General features: G+C 55.8%; 17 protein-coding genes. 5 read left to right on the top strand and 12 right to left on the bottom strand.

What is annotated here, in order from left to right; all coding sequences use genetic code 11:
- Positions 1-4: 4 nt before the first annotated feature.
- The gene (locus tag CDI07_RS04025; protein WP_088180384.1) at positions 5-1330 is read right to left on the bottom strand and encodes a TldD/PmbA family protein; all 1326 of its coding nucleotides are present in this window, start codon (positions 1328-1330) and stop codon (positions 5-7) included.
- A gap of 10 nt (positions 1331-1340) precedes the next feature.
- Positions 1341-2708: a TldD/PmbA family protein gene (locus CDI07_RS04020; RefSeq protein ID WP_088180383.1), complete on the bottom strand. Its 1368-nt coding sequence runs from the start codon at positions 2706-2708 to the stop codon at positions 1341-1343.
- 130 nt (positions 2709-2838) lie between these two features.
- On the opposite strand from CDI07_RS04020, the gene CDI07_RS04015 reads away from it, so the two are divergent.
- Both CDI07_RS04015 and CDI07_RS04010 read left to right on the top strand, forming a co-directional pair.
- Entirely contained in the window at positions 2839-3183 is a 345-nt protein-coding gene (locus CDI07_RS04015) for a cupin domain-containing protein (RefSeq protein ID WP_088180382.1), read from the top strand.
- Positions 3168-3878: an amino acid racemase gene (locus CDI07_RS04010; RefSeq protein ID WP_088180381.1), complete on the top strand. Its 711-nt coding sequence runs from the start codon at positions 3168-3170 to the stop codon at positions 3876-3878. The genes CDI07_RS04015 and CDI07_RS04010 overlap by 16 nt, the downstream gene beginning before the upstream one ends.
- On the opposite strand, the gene corA is transcribed toward CDI07_RS04010, so the two are convergent.
- On the bottom strand, positions 3875-4858 hold the full coding sequence (gene corA, locus CDI07_RS04005) for a magnesium/cobalt transporter CorA (protein WP_088180380.1): 984 nt from the start codon (positions 4856-4858) through the stop codon (positions 3875-3877). The genes CDI07_RS04010 and corA overlap by 4 nt on opposite strands.
- A gap of 9 nt (positions 4859-4867) precedes the next feature.
- Complete coding sequence (locus tag CDI07_RS04000) at positions 4868-5695, bottom strand: MBL fold metallo-hydrolase (RefSeq protein WP_088180379.1); 828 nt, start codon at positions 5693-5695, stop codon at positions 4868-4870.
- Between the two features lie 93 nt (positions 5696-5788).
- Here CDI07_RS04000 and CDI07_RS03995 point away from each other — a divergent pair, with 93 nt between their 5' ends.
- A complete protein-coding gene (locus CDI07_RS03995) occupies positions 5789-6982 on the top strand; it encodes a redox-regulated ATPase YchF (RefSeq protein ID WP_088180378.1) in 1194 nt (397 codons plus the stop codon).
- Between the two features lies 1 nt (position 6983).
- Here the strand turns inward: CDI07_RS03995 and cyaB are convergent, their stop codons facing one another.
- The 3 genes from cyaB to CDI07_RS03980 are packed head-to-tail and all read right to left on the bottom strand — an operon-like array spanning position 6984 to position 8523.
- Positions 6984-7505 carry a class IV adenylate cyclase gene (cyaB, locus tag CDI07_RS03990; RefSeq protein WP_088180377.1) on the bottom strand — a complete coding sequence of 174 codons (522 nt, stop codon included), beginning with the start codon at positions 7503-7505 and terminating at the stop codon, positions 6984-6986.
- The gene (locus CDI07_RS03985; RefSeq protein ID WP_088180376.1) at positions 7506-7988 is read right to left on the bottom strand and encodes an Lrp/AsnC family transcriptional regulator; all 483 of its coding nucleotides are present in this window, start codon (positions 7986-7988) and stop codon (positions 7506-7508) included.
- A gap of 1 nt (position 7989) precedes the next feature.
- Complete coding sequence (locus tag CDI07_RS03980) at positions 7990-8523, bottom strand: UbiX family flavin prenyltransferase (protein ID WP_088180375.1); 534 nt, start codon at positions 8521-8523, stop codon at positions 7990-7992.
- Positions 8524-8625: 102 nt separating this feature from the next.
- Here CDI07_RS03980 and CDI07_RS03975 point away from each other — a divergent pair, with 102 nt between their 5' ends.
- Positions 8626-9429, top strand: coding sequence for a diadenylate cyclase (locus CDI07_RS03975; RefSeq protein ID WP_088180374.1), 804 nt, complete (start codon positions 8626-8628; stop codon positions 9427-9429).
- A 77-nt stretch (positions 9430-9506) separates the two neighbouring features.
- Here CDI07_RS03975 and CDI07_RS03970 read toward each other — a convergent pair whose 3' ends face one another.
- The 5 genes from CDI07_RS03970 to CDI07_RS03950 form a co-directional block, all read right to left on the bottom strand.
- Positions 9507-10154 carry a hypothetical protein gene (locus CDI07_RS03970; RefSeq protein WP_088180373.1) on the bottom strand — a complete coding sequence of 216 codons (648 nt, stop codon included), beginning with the start codon at positions 10152-10154 and terminating at the stop codon, positions 9507-9509.
- Positions 10155-10238: 84 nt separating this feature from the next.
- Positions 10239-11480, bottom strand: coding sequence for a sugar phosphate nucleotidyltransferase (locus CDI07_RS03965; protein ID WP_088180372.1), 1242 nt, complete (start codon positions 11478-11480; stop codon positions 10239-10241).
- An 87-nt stretch (positions 11481-11567) separates the two neighbouring features.
- Positions 11568-11822 (bottom strand): helix-turn-helix domain-containing protein, encoded by a 255-nt coding sequence (locus CDI07_RS03960; RefSeq protein WP_088180371.1) that lies wholly within the window; start codon positions 11820-11822, stop codon positions 11568-11570.
- 9 nt (positions 11823-11831) lie between these two features.
- Positions 11832-13808 (bottom strand): ferrous iron transport protein B, encoded by a 1977-nt coding sequence (feoB, locus tag CDI07_RS03955; RefSeq protein WP_088180370.1) that lies wholly within the window; start codon positions 13806-13808, stop codon positions 11832-11834.
- A 10-nt stretch (positions 13809-13818) separates the two neighbouring features.
- Positions 13819-14046 (bottom strand): ferrous iron transport protein A, encoded by a 228-nt coding sequence (locus CDI07_RS03950; RefSeq protein ID WP_088180369.1) that lies wholly within the window; start codon positions 14044-14046, stop codon positions 13819-13821.
- A gap of 223 nt (positions 14047-14269) precedes the next feature.
- Between CDI07_RS03950 and CDI07_RS03945 the strand changes: the two genes are divergently transcribed.
- Positions 14270-14632 (top strand): DUF4870 domain-containing protein, encoded by a 363-nt coding sequence (locus CDI07_RS03945; protein ID WP_088180368.1) that lies wholly within the window; start codon positions 14270-14272, stop codon positions 14630-14632.
- Positions 14633-14642 lie beyond the last annotated feature (10 nt).

Raw genomic sequence — 14642 nt, 5'->3', positions numbered from 1 at the left:
AAAATCACTTCCCCGCTATCTTCACGTTCTCGAACTTCACGAAGGGCGTTATGATGGTCGTCATGAAGGGCATTACGATTTGCTCCTTCGAAACTTCACTCGCCTGTTTTAGCAGTTCGTAGACGTTGCCCGCAACGAGGAAGACGCTCGCTCCCTTGACCTCTCCGTCCTCGATGAGGAACGCCGGGTTTGCAGTTACCGCGAAGTTTCCGTTGTCCGGGTTGCTCGAGTGTGTACCCTGGAAGCCGTCGACGAAGTAGCCGTGCTCGATCTCGGATATCATGTCCTCCAGCGAGCGCTTTCCGTTCTCGATAACCATGCTGTGGAATCCGATGTTTATGCCGCCACTTCTGAGGTCGCGCTTCCCGTTTCCGGTGCTCTCGGTGCCGTAGACTTTGGCCCAGTAGTTGTCCCAGACGAAGCCCCTGAAGGTTCCGTTCTCAATGAGGACGTTCTTTCTCGTTGGAACTCCCTCTCCGTCGGCTATAACCGGCTCGATGGCCAACTCGTGGAACGGGTCGTCGTATATCGTGAGCACGTCGCTGGATATCTTCTCCCCGACCTTTCCTGCAAGAGGCGTCGTCTCCTTGACCAAGCGCTCACCACTGAATGCCGGGAAGAGCGCATAGCTGAGGAGCCCCGCTATCGCCCATGGGCCAAGTATTATCGGAACCTCCTCGTTTTTGCTTGCCTTGACGTCGTACGCCCACTTGACCTTCTGAACCGCTCTCTCGACGACCCCGTCAACGTCCAGTTTGAGATCCCTTCTGGCATCGAAGTCGAAGATTCCGGGGGTAACGGTGCCCTCCTTCCTTCCCACCAGCTCGAGGAAGAAAAATGCAGCACCGCCTTCCTGGAAGACGTCTATTCCGTGGGAGTTGACGATGTGGCGCTCCTCCCACGAAACGCCGCCCTCTCCTCCTGCCACGATGACGTTCTCATCCTTCTCGCGGGCGAGCTTTATGCCGCGGACGAGCATCTCAACGAGCTGATCCGGGGAGGCCTCCTTCAGCTCGTAATTGGGCTTCGGCTTCTCCCTGTATTTGCCCGGCTCGGGCAGGGAGACCCACTTCTCGTCCCTGCTGTTCAGCTTTGCCATCTTTGCGGCCTGCTCTATGGCCTCCCTTATCCTGGCGGGTTCATCGCTGTCTATTATGGCCAGCCCGAGGCGCTTGTCCTTTATTCCGCGTAGTATCGTAACCGCCCCGCTCCTCGTGGATGCCATCGAAATCTCGTTGAGCTCGACGTTGGCGCTCACATCCTTGGAGCGGTAAACTGCGATCTCAAGCTCGTCGAAAAACTTCTCGCCGTATCTTATGAGTTCCTCCATCTTCACCACCTCACCCGATGAGGATTCCTCCGTCAAAGCGCATGTGCGGTCCACCGGAGCTGACAAAGGCAGTCTGTCCCTTTCCGCAGAAGCCGACCTCAAGGCCGAAGTCCTTGCCGACCGCGCTTATCTTCTTCAGCGCCTCGATGGCAACTCCTGTGATTGAAGTGTCCCTTATCGACTCGGCGATTTCACCGTTCCTGATGACGTAGCCCTCCTGAACGCCGACCTGGAAGGCGCTGTTGAGCTGGGCCTGGCCGCCACGGAAGTCAACGACGTAGTAGCCGAATTTGATGTCCTCGATGAGCTCCTCGAAGCTGTGGTCTCCGGGCTCGAAAATAGTGTTTCTCATCCTGATTATCGGCGGGTAGCGGTAGCTTTCAGCTCTGGCATGGCCGTTCGGCTCCATGCCCCACTTGTGGGCGTACTCGCGGTTGAGCATTATCTCCTTGAGAATGCCGTTCTCGATGATGCGTATGTCCCTCACCGGAACACCCTCGTCGTCGTACTTGTCGTTTCCAAAGCCGCCCTCGACGTAGCGCTCGCTCATGGTAACGTACTCCGGGGCTATCTGCTTGCCGATGAGGTCTTTGAAGGGCGAGTTTATGGTTAAGTCAGCCTCCGCGAGATGGCCCAAAGCTTCGTGGGCGATTATGCCGACGACTATCGGGCCTGCAACGATGGGGAACTCGCCGCGCTTCGGGGCAACGCCCTTGAGCTGGCTGTGCATTTTTCTCAGCAGTCTCTTGGTGACCTTCTCGTTTGGTTCGTGCTCGGTCATGAGCTCCCAGCCGTAGTCCACGGCACCTATGCTGTCCCTGGCCATGGCCAGTTTTCCGTCGGCCTTTCCGGTGACGTAGGTCCCCTGGTAGAGATAGTTGTAGTCCCACTCTATGCGCGTTCCCTCATTGGTGAGGAGGATTTTTTGCCCACCACCGTCCTCGTAGCGAACCTGGACGCTCTTAACGGCCTCGTCTTCCTTGAGGAGCCTCTCCAGCTCCCTGAGGTGTGCGACCTTCTCCTCTATGTCGACCTCCCTCGGTTTGACCCTCATCCTGCTCTTCACGAAGTCCTCAACGGGTTTTATCTCGGCCAGCTCTATCTTCTCCCTCTTGGTCTTGGCGGCTGCCTTCGCCAGCTTGTAGGCGCCCTCGATGGCCTTCTCGAGGTTGTTGAGATCACTCGTTGAAGAGAATCCCCAGGCGCCATCAGCCAGGACCCTTATCGCAACGCCCTGGTGGAGCTTTCCAGTGAAGCTGGTAAAAACGCCGTCCTTGAGGGCAAGTGTTGTTTTCTTCAGATCCTCATAGCGAAGCTCTACGTAGTCCGCTTTCAGGTTCTCCTCCGCCCATCGGAGGGCCTTTTCCAGTTTCTCCATAGCCATCACCGCCTGTAGTTGTCCATCAGTGTCTGGGTTTCGGAACTATAAAAGTCTTTTGAACATTTCGATGGAAGTCGAAAGGGTAAAGCTTTTCAACTTTGGGTACCATCTATCCGGGGGATGGGGCATGAAGGCCGAAATCAAAAACCTCATAGACAGGGGCACCTACCGGAAGCTTCCGCTCTTCGAAGGCGAACTGCCCGAAGGCTCGTACGTCCAGATAGTGGAGGTCAAGCCCGGACAGACCGTCGGGAAGCACTATCATCTCCACCAGTACGAGCTGTTCTACATAATGGACGGAGAGGCAAGGCTCGGCATCGGTGAGAGCGAGTATACCGCGAAGCCCGGCGACGTATTCCTCGTCAAGCCCAAAACCGTCCATTGGGTGGTCAACGAGCGTGATGAGCCCTTCAGGCTCTTCGTGGTGAAGCTGAACTACCGCGGGGATGACTCCGTATGGCTGGAGGAGTGAGGGAGAGAACCATCGGCATCCTCGGCGGCATGGGGCCCCTGGCGACCGCCGACCTCTTCAGAAGGATAGTCGAAAAGACCCCTGCGAAGAGGGACCAGGACCATCCCAGGATAATCATCTACAACGACCCCAAAATTCCGGACAGAACGGCGTTCATCCTGGGGAACGGGGAAGACCCGAGACCTGCCCTTATAGAGGGAGCGAGAAAGCTCGAGAGCTGGGGGGCGGACTTCATAATAATGCCCTGCAACACCGCGCACTTCTTCGCCGAGACCATCCAGAAGGCGATAACGATTCCGCTCGTTAGCATGATCGAGGCGACGGCTGATGAGATAGAGCGCCTTGGCCTGCGCAGGGTCGGCCTCCTCGCAACAGACGGCACCATAAAGGGGCTCGTCTACCACCGCGCGCTCCTCGGCAGGGGCGTCGGGATAGCCGTCCCAGGAAAGAACGACCAGGAGCTCGTCATGAGGGGAATCTACGGGGGAGTCAAGGCGGGGAACATCGAGCTGGGAAGGAGGCTCCTCCTCGAGGTTGCCAGGAGACTCGAACGCAGGGTGGATGGAATAATAGCCGGCTGCACAGAGGTCAGCGTTGCCCTTAAGGCGGAGGACCTGAAGGTTCCGCTGATCGACCCCCTCGACGTGATAGCCGAAAGGGCCGTGAGGCTCGCCCTCGGCCTTGAGGAGCTCTAAATCCACCCCTTCTCCCGGAAGTAGAGCAGCATCCCAATCGCTATCGTCAGCATCACCAGGAGGACCGCCGGGTAGCCGTAGTGCCAGTAGAGCTCGGGCATGTAACGGAAGTTCATTCCGTAGAGGCCGGTTATAAAGGTCAGCGGGATGAATATCGTTGAGACGACCGTTAGTATGCGGATTATGTCGTTGGTCTTCATCGAGATTGTTGAGTAGTAGAGCTCGACGAGGCTGTTGGCGAGTTCCCTCTGCCCCTCAAGTATCTCCAGCACCTCGAGGACGTGGTCGTGGAGCTCCCCCATGTAGCTCTGGGTCTCCTCGGTGAAGAACCTCTCGCCCTCAAGCTCAAGCTTCCTGAACGCCTCCAGCAGGGGAAATATCGTGCGGCGCATGAAGAGTATCTCCCTCCTGAGGCCGTGTATTCTGTGGAGAACCCCCTTCTCGCCCTTCGAGAGTATCTGTGCCTCGAGGGATTCCATCTTCGAGCTGATCCTCTCTATTATTGGAACGTAGTTTTCGACTATCGCTTCGAGAAGGGCGAAGAGCAGGTAATCCGCGCCGCGCTCCCTGAAGAGGCCCTCCCCCTCACGGATGCTCTCCCTGATGGGGTCAAAGACGTCCCCGGGTATCTCCTGCACCGTCACCACGAGGTTGTCCTTGAGCAGGAGGCCTATCCTTTCCCTCTTCAGCCCACCGTCTATCTCGTAGACCTGGTGCAGAATGAGGAACAGATAATCCGGAAACACAAAGACCCTGGCGTGTGTACTCGCCCTTCGCAGGACCTTCATGGGCCTATCGTGGATGTTGAGGGCCTCCATTATCTCGGTAACGGCCTCGACGGTGTCCACGTTTGCCCAGACGACGTCATAGCCCTCGATTTCGAGGACTTCTCTCATGCTCGAGACCTTCCTGCTGAGGAAATCGTCCCTCGAATAGGCAATAACGGTTATCCTGGGCTTCTCCTCGGCTTCCTCTGCCATGCTATCACCTCAGAATTCCACGACCAGTCCGGAGTGCAGCTTGTGAAAGCGCTCGCCGTAGGCCTCCTGGAATGCCGCCTCGGCCCTCAGCCCGGTGCAGTGTCCTGTGTAAACCTCCTCGACTCCGAGTTCCTTGAACTCCTTCACAGTTCTTTCGATGCGTTCGTCGCCCGCGTCTATGAGGTGGAACCCGCCTATAACCGCGCGGACGCGCCTCTCCCCGGTCATCCGTATCGCATGCTTTACTATGCTCACTATGCCCGCGTGGCTGCAGCCGCTCACGATAACCAGACCCTCAGACGTTTTAGCCACGACGCTCATGTCGTCCATAATGCTGTCCTCCATTACCTGGCCGTCCTTCAGCGTGTAGACCCCTATATGCCCCTGTTCGAAGTCCTCGCGGTTGCGGATCTCCCCCGTGGAGTACAGGCCCTCAACTATTTCGAGAGGCTTCGGGGCGAGGTATAGGTCGGCGAGTTCCTCAACCTCCTCTCTCCTGAAGGGAATCCCAACGTCCCTGAGGTAGGGCTTCATAACGAAGTGCCTTCTGAAGATGCTCGGATGCGCTATAACCGGAACCCGCCTTCCGATGGCCTTTAGGATGCCTAAGAGTCCACCCGTGTGGTCGTAGTGGCAGTGGCTCAGAAAGATGTAATCGATGTGTGAACTCGGATCGAGGCCGAGGAGCCTCATGTTGTGGAGTATCGGCTCGGCGCTCTGGCCGGTGTCGAAGAGGATTCCCTTTCCGGCCTTCTCTATCAGGAAGCTTACGCCGTGCTGGGCCAGAAAAGGGCTTTCGTAGCCAGAATAGTCCTCGACAAGGACGTATATTCGCATGGGTTTCACCGGAAGAATTAGGAAAAAGGTGAAGTTATAGTTTTCGGCCGAAACCCCTTAAAACCCTCCCGCGAAGTTAGGGCGGTGGTGAGTATGGAGATAGGTGTCGTTGGAAAGCCAAACGTTGGAAAGTCGACCTTTTTCTCGGCCGCTACGCTCGTTGACGTTCAGATCGCCAATTATCCGTTCACGACGATAGACGCGAACGTTGGGGTCACCTACGCGATAGCCGAGCACCCCTGCAAAGAGCTCGGCTGTCAGCCAAACCCCCAGAACTACGAATACCGGGACGGAAAGGCGCTAATCCCTATAAAGATGATTGACGTTGCGGGTCTCGTGCCCGGGGCGCACGAGGGGCGCGGTCTGGGCAACAAGTTCCTCGATGACCTGAGGACGGCCTCGGCCTTAATCCACGTCGTTGATGCCACCGGAAAGACCGACGAGGAGGGACAGCCCACCGACCACCACGATCCGGTCGGGGACATAGAGTTCCTCGAGAGGGAGATAGACTACTGGATATACGGCATCCTCAGGAAGAACTGGGAGAAGTTCGCGAAGAGGATAAAGCTCCAGCACCTCAAGCTCGCCCAGGCAATAGCCGACCAGCTGACTGGAATAGGTGTTACCGAGGAAGATGCGTTTGAAGCCATCCACAAGCTCGGCCTCGACAACGACCCGACGAAGTGGAGCGATGAAGACCTCTTCTCCTTCGTCCGCGAGCTGAGGAAGATAAACAAGCCGATTATTATAGCGGCCAACAAGGCCGATGCCGCCGCCGATGCCCAGATAGAGCGTTTAATAAAGAAAGGCAAGAGCAGGGGATACATAGTCGTTCCGACGAGTGCAGCCGCCGAGCTGACGCTGAGGAAGGCCGCCAAGGCGGGCTTCATCGACTACGTCCCTGGTTCGAGTGACTTCAAAATCCTCAAACCGATGAGTTCCAAGCAGGAGAAGGCGCTCCAGCTGATAAAGGAGAAGGTCCTCGACCGCTTCGGCTCCACGGGAGTCCAGGAGGTAATAAACAGGGCGACCTTTGAACTGCTCAACCTCGTGCCCGTTTATCCGGTTGAGGACGAGCACAAGCTCACCGACCAGTTCGGCAACGTTCTGCCCCACGTTCACCTCCTCCCCAAGGGTTCAACGCCCCGCGACCTGGCCTACAAGGTGCACACAGACTTGGGAAGGACCTTCCTCTATGCAGTCAACGCGAGAACCCACAGGCGCGTTGGAGAGGACTACGAGCTAGGCTTCAACGACATAATCAAGATAGTCGCGACGGCTCGCTGAGCTATTTCTCCGCTTTTTTCTCCATTTCCCTGATGAGCTCCTGGTAGAGCCTCGGCTCCACGTCCTTTTCGCTCAGGCCAAGTTTTCTGGCGGTGTCCCATATCTTCCGCTTCGCTTCATCGATATCGTCGGAGATGACCTCGATGTCCAGAAAACCGCCGAGCCCCTCGACCTCGCTCAGCTCGAAGGTAACCTCCCCCAGGCGGTAGACCAGGCGCCGCTTCTTGACCCAGACGTCCTCCTTGAAGCCAAGGCGCCTCAGAATCTCCAACGTGGTCTCGAAGTCACCCACCTCGACCTCAATCTCGTCGAACTCCTCGTTCCTGCCAGGGTCGGCTATGCGCTTGTACGTCAGAAAAGAACGGTTTAGGTTGCTTATCCTCCTCACCCGGAGGAGTTCGGGTAGGGGAACGGAGAGGTAAACATCCTCCTGTATCTCCTCCCTGATGAACGTCGCTCCGAGGGATTCTATCGCTCTTCTGGCGGAGTTGAAGTCAACGCGGAACTTGACCTCTACCTCCATTCAAACCCCCACTAGGAAGCCCACCAGGCCGTCGCCTTTGCTGAATTCATCGAGGGTGAAGACCTCGACCCTCTTGAGCGTTGGGAGAACCCTGATGGTCTCATCAACGAAGCGGTTGAGCTTTTCGGGCGTGTCTTCCCCGATGAGTGCAACGACCCCGTCCTTTCCGCTCCTGGCAACGGCAAGAACGTTGGGGAGCAGGGAAAGCGTCTTCATGATGTGGCGGATGTATCTCTCGAGGAAGTCTTCGATTATCGGGGTCTCGGCCTGGATGTAGACTATCGCAAGGCTCTTCGGCTGGAGGTTTTCGCCGAGAACTATGGTGTACTTATCAATTATGTTTCGCTCTTGGAGCTTTTTTATCCTGAAATGGATTGTAGATTCGGGGCGGTTGAGCCTATCGGCGATTTCCGATATTGTTAACCTTGCATCCTCCTTCAGGATGCGGAGGATAGCCCTATCAAGGTCATCGAGCTGGACCATGTTAACTCCTCCATCGAGGGTATATCTCGTTCTCAATCCCAAGAAGGTCTAAGATTTTTCCAATTATAAAGTTTACCATATCGTCCAAAGTTTTGGGCTTTGTGTAAAATCCTGGGGAAGCTGGCATAATTATCCCCCCAGCTTGTGTAACCCTTACCATGTTTTGGAGATGTATCAAGTTCAGAGGAGTCTCTCTGACGACCAGGATGAGTTTTCTGCGCTCTTTCAGCGCCACGTCGGCCGTTCTGGCTATCAGGTTATCGGCGTAGCCGTTGGCTATCGCAGCGAGGGTCTTCATGGAGCAGGGGACTATGACCATGGCGTCGAACGGATTTGAACCAGATGCTATTGGGGCGAAGAGGTCATCCTCCATGTAGTCGGGCTTGAACTCGACCCTGGTCTCGTGCCTCATAACCGCGAGGCCGGTTCTGGAGGCTATGGTGACGACCTCGTGACCCAGCTCCCGCAGGACATCAACCAACCGCAGGCCGTAGATTGAACCGCTCGCGCCGGTGATTGCGACGACTATCCTCATCTCCCACACCAAAAAGGCTTCGTCGGGTTATGTTTTAACGTTTTCTAAGGACGGTAGGTTTTTATACCCGCTGGAGTTACTCTATCAACGGTTGGTGAGAGTATGGGGAAGAAAGTTCCCGATGTTCTGATAAAGGGTGCGGTGGACGTCGTTGAGGCCCTCGACGGAAAGGCCCTCGTTATTCTGGAGGATATTGAGCCCGAGAGGGTCCCCGATGTGGACGTCACCGTTGTGATCGTTAGTTCTTCCTTTGATGTGGAGAGTGATAGGGTAAAGAGGGTCTCGATCCCGCAGAACCTCGACATCAACAACGTTCTCAACCTCATCTCCGCCTTCCTCCTGGAGCACGACATACTCAGGGAGGGCGACTCCTTCGTCTACGTCACCCGAGAGCTCATTGGAATCAAGACGGTCAAAAAGAGCATCTCTGCGATGAGGGGATTTTTTGCCCAGAATCAGAACGTCCTGCAGAGGCTCCTTGAGATAACGATAGAGCTGAGCATCGAGGGCAGGGAAGGTGTTCCCGTTGGAACCATCTTCGTCATAGGCGACACGAGGCGAGTTCTCAGGCACTCCCACCAGCTCATACCCAATCCGTTCAAGGGTCACAAGGTAAACGTCCTCGACAGGAACAGCAAGGAGATAATAAAGGAGTTCGCCCAGCTCGACGGGGCCTTTATAGTCAGGGACAACGGCAGAATAGCCGCGGCCGGGAGGTACCTCGAAGTCGAGCCAAAGGTGATAGACCTAATGCTCCCACCGGGCCTCGGGAGCAGGCACATAGCCGCCGCCGGCATAACCCGACTAACAAAGGCGATAGCGATAACACTCTCTGAGAGCGGCACGATAAGGATATTCAAAAACGGCCTCATGCTCCTGGAGTACAACCCGAGGATACGGTACTGATTCTTTGGTATCATGCTGGTTTTATTCGTCTCAATATGAATCCACAGAAGAATTAAGAGGCAAAAATCAAAGGGGACTCACTCCCATTCCCCCATATCGAAGGGATACTTCGTCTTCAGCACCGCTATCGTCATCAGCCCTGCGCCGATGTACTCCATTATGATGTCCCTGATCTTGTTGTTTATCGGCTCGTCCACGTGGGGCAATATCGTGAGCGAGGCGGCGAGCTCTATGAACTCCCACAGGACGCCTATGATGAGGAGAGCCCCCATCGAGTACTTGACGATTGTCTTCGCGCTCCAGCCCTTGTTGTTGAGCTTGGAGTATTCGAGAGCCACCTTGGCGAATATCGTCCACATCATCAGGCCACCGAGGGAGTGACCGATGATGTCGCCGTTCTCGTAGACGTTGTAGAGGTCAACGTTGAGTATCGGGACGTTTAGGAGCGTCACGTGGAAGAGGAAGAACACCGCGACTATTATCATGACGCCGTTGTCGTATATTGGGCTTATCCACGGCCATACCTTTTTGCTCGGATTGGGATAGAACTTCCTGACCGAGAGGGCAAACAGAAGGACCACCAGCGCGAATATCGACGTTCTGAACTGGGTCGGACTGTCGTGCACCACTGAATTGACGAAATCCAAGAACACGACGAATATGGCCAGCGCCAGTGCAACGTCTTCCCGGCAGCTGAGCTTTCTCTTCTCGTAGAACTCGGACATACCTCTTCACCTTCGGTTAACTAAGGGGTTCGAGGATAAAAACCTATTGCCCGAAGCTCGGGAAAAAGGGTATGAAAAGAGAACTCAGAAGAGCCACTGGTTCTCTATGCACTCGTCGCACGGCGGCTTCTCGCCGGCTATGGCCTTGAACTTGGTGTAGATACACTCGGGCAGGCCGAGCGGGCAGCGGTCCGGGGTGACCCCTGGCCTCACCTTGGTCGGGTCGAGCTTTATCTTGATGTATGCCTCGTACTCCTCGACCTTCTTCCACGGGAGAACCTTGGCCCCGTAGATGACCAGGTTGTCGTAAATCTTAGCGTAGTCTCCGACGACTGCGTTCTCCTTGAGGATGACGTTCTTTCCGACGACGACTCCCTCGCCGAGGATGCTGTCCTTTATCTCGGAGCGCTCCTTGACGATGTCGTTGCCTATGAGGATGGCGCGCTTGAAGTAGGCCTTGTCCTCTACTATGGTGTTCGGCCCGATGTATGTGTAGGCCTTTATCTTGACCCCGTGTCCTATCTTGGCACCCTCGTCGATGTACGCCGGACCCTGTATCTCGACATCCTCAGGAACCTCCGCACCCTCAGCGATGGTGTAGTAGCCGTTCTGCTTGGTTATCTCGTCCATGGCGAGCTGGTGCGCGTAGAACAGGTCGTCGGGCGTTCCAAGGTCAATCCAGTAGTACTCACGGGGTATCTTGTGCGCGTACACGGCCTCCTGACCCACGAACCTGGGAAGAACCTCCCTCTCGAAGTAGACCTCCTTGCCCTTGGGTATGGCCTCCAGAACCTTCTTGTTCACCATGTATATTCCGGCATCGACGAGGTTGGTCTTGGGCCTTTTCGGCTTCTCCTCGAAGTGCACGATCTTTCCGTCCTCGTCCATCTCAACGACGCCGTATTTTTCCGGGTCGTAGACTTTGGTGACGGCCACCGTTATGAGGCCATCGTTTCTCTTGTGAGCCTCTATGAGCTCGCCGAAGTCAAAGTTCGTGAAGACGTCGCCGTATATGACCAGAAAGTCCTCGTCCACGTAATCCTCAACGTTCTTGAGGGCCCCTCCTGTCTCCAGGGGCATCGGGTCGTTGACGAACCTTATGCCCTTCGGGTAGTCGCTCATCTTCTCGTCGATGAACTCCCTTATCTCGCCGCGCATGTAGTGAACGGACAGGATTATCTCGTCGATCTCCGGTATCTTCTCCAGGCTCTCCAGGAGGTACTGGAGGTTGGGCTTTCCGAGAACTGGCACCATTGGTTTCGGTCTGGTCGATGAGAGTGGCCTTAACCTGGTACCAAAACCACCAGCAAGAATAACAGCTTTCATGGTATCACCGTTTAACATTCCGGTGGGAAACTTATATATTTTACGGCCATTAAATATGCCCAACGATGAACCGGAAGGAGGACGCGCTCATTTCTGTGCATCAATCCTAAATTCGGTCACCGTGTACACCTTTCCCTTGAACCTGAAGCACGAGCCCGGACAGACGCTTTTCAGCGGGCAGGTTTCGCAGGCAGAGCTGCCGAGCTCCACCCGTTCAACGTACCCCATGCTCTCCAGAATGCTGAGGGCTCCCTCGACCTCCTCCCGGGGGATCGAAAGCTCCCGCGCTATCTCATCAACGCCCTTCCCTTCCTTTATGAGTTCCAGTACCTTCTCCAGCATCCTTACACCTCAGTATCCCAGGGCGGTCCCTATGTTCCAGACGAGTATCCCCACGATGCTCGCAAGGCCTATCATGTAGACGACCGTGAAGAGTGCCCATTTCCAGTTGCTCTCTGCCCTTATTGCCCCTATCGTGGCGATGCATGGGACGTACAGCGTCGTGACGAGGGCGAGCACGAAGGCCTGAAGCGGGGTCATGGCGTTCACTATTTCATCCACGCTGCCGTAGATTATGCCGTAGGTGGAGATGACGTTCTCCTTGGCGATGATTCCAAAGAGCAGGCTCACCGCGGCCTTCCAGTCGAGTCCCATGAGGCGCATGTAGGGCTCGAAAAAGGCCCCCAGCCTCTCGGCGTAGCTCTGCCCGGTTCCTATCTCGACCGGGTAGGTGCTGAGGTACCAGATGACCACCGAACCCAGCAGGATTATGGTTCCGGCCTTCTTGACGAACTCCTTGCTCCGCTCCCACGAATGGAGCGTTACGGTCTTCCACGATGGTATGAGATACTCCGGCAGCTCTATTATGAATGGACTCTCCTCTCCCCTGATCACGAAGCGGCTGATGACCCAGGCCATGAGCAGTGCCAGCAGTATGGCCGTCGCGTATATGCTCACCGCGACCAGCGCCTGGTTCCCCACGAAGAAAGCTCCCGCAAGGAAGCTTATGACGCTCAGCCTGGCGCTGCACGGTATGAGCGGGTTGACCAGCATCGTTATCAGCCTGTCCCTCTCCTCGTCCAGGGTTCTAGTTGCCATAACCGCCGGAACGTTGCAGCCGAAGGCGAGGACTAGGGGAATGAAGCTCTTCCCAGGGAGGCCGAACTTCCTCATGATGCGCTCCATGACGACCGCGGCCCTCGCCATGTACCCCACGTCCTCGAGGATCGACATGGCGAGGAACAGCAGGAAGACCAGCGGGAAGAAGCTCAGGACAGAGCCGACACCTGCGATGACACCGTCAACGAGGAGACCGCGGAGCGTTTCGTTGGCGATGTGGGGCCCCAGCCACTCGCCAAAGGAAGAAAATGCCTCATCCAACAGGCCCTGCAGGGGCAGTCCAAGGGCGAAGACAAACTTAAACAGGACGTAGAACACGCCGAAGAGGGCGAGAAGGCCGTAAACCGGGTGCGTGAGGAACCTGTCCAGCTGGTCGCTGAAGGTCTCGCCCTGCTCGTGGGAGTACCTCACGAAGCGGTGCATGAGGCCGTCTATGAACTCGTACTTCTGGCTGGCTATGATTAGGTCCATCGCCCTCTTGTAGCGCTCCTCCACCTCGGCTATGTGCCCCATGATTTCGTCGAGCTTCTCCTTTCCAAGGTGCCTGAGAACGAGCTTTATCACGCCATCGTCCCTCTGGAGGAGCTTCACCGCGAGCCAGCGGAGGTTGTATTCCTCGGCGAGCTTGGTGTGCTCGAGGGCCTCGATTATGTGCCCTATCTCCCTCTCGACCGCGGGGTCGTAGGTGGGGACGGTGGGATTGGTCTCAATCTCTCCGTTCGCCATCCTGTGTATTTTATCCTTGAGCTCATCCAGGCCGACCCCTTCCTTGGCGTTCAGCGGGACAACGGGAACTCCCAAGAGCTCCTCCATCTTCCTGGCGTTTATCTCGATGCCTCGCTTCTCGGCGAGGTCCGTCTTGTTGAGCGCTATTATAACGTTCTTCAGGCCCATCTCGAGTATCTCCATCGTCAGGAAGAGGTTCCTCATGAGGGCGGTTGCGTCAACGACGTTCACAACTACATCGGCGCTCCCCTTGAGAAGGAAATCCCTGGCGACCAGCTCGTCAACTGAGTGCGCCGTCAGGGAGTATATTCCGGGGAGATCAACCACGAGAAACTTCTGGCCCTTGTATTCGAGGATTCCTTCCTTCTTCTCAACGGTCACGCCAGGCCAGTTGCCAACGTGCTGGCGCATTCCCGTGAGGGAGTTGAAGATCGTGGTCTTTCCAACGTTGGGGTTCCCTGCCAGAGCCACTACCTTCATCATGGTGGGCACCTCACAGCCTTCTTACCATGACCTTGCTGGCCATTCCCCTACCTATGGCGAACCGCACACCGCCGACGGAGATTATTATAGGGCCCAGTGGATGCGACTCCAGAACCTGAACCGTCGCCCCGGGGGTCAGCCCCATCGAAACGAGCTTCTGTCTGGCGTTGGGACCGCCCAGGATGTTGACCACAACCCCCCTCTCACCGGGCCTCATGCTGTTTAAAGGTACAATCATGAGCATCACCGTTAGGCTCTCCTAATTCGATATTCCAATCTCTCGATAACCTTAAAAAGCTTTGGTGAGCCTAACAAAACTCAGGGGTTCGAGATCAGAAATGGGTGGGTTCTGAGACGTTAAACGCACGGCGTCGGTCACGGAAAGTCGTGTTAAAACTTTGGAAAGGTATTTAAGGGATTGGGGAGAATACAACTGATTGAAGTTCGGAGGTGCATCGATTATGGAAGAGATTCCACCTGAAGAACCCAAGAAGACTTCCTTGGGTATGGATGAGAACGTCGAGGGATTGCTGGCATACGTGCTTGGATGGCTTACTGGGATAATATTCCTGTTGCTCGAGAAGGAGAGCGACTTCGTCCGTTTCCACGCTATGCAGTCAACGATAACGTTCCTGGGACTAACGATACTCAGCTTTATCCTCGGGTTCATACCAGTGATCGGGGCCGTCCTTGGAGGCCTGCTCTGGATCGTCGGCCTGATATTCTGGATACTCGGAATGGTCAAGGCCTACCAGGGCGAACGCTACAAGTTCCCGGTCTTTGGAAACCTGGCTGAGCAGTGGGTCGGTAAGGTCAACATCTGAGGCTCATATT

Origin of the sequence: Thermococcus sp. 5-4 (assembly GCF_002197185.1) — an archaeon.
Lineage (GTDB): Archaea > Methanobacteriota_B > Thermococci > Thermococcales > Thermococcaceae > Thermococcus > Thermococcus radiotolerans.
The sequence above is the reverse complement of the archived record's forward strand: the minus strand, read 5'-3'. Positions and strand labels throughout refer to the sequence as shown.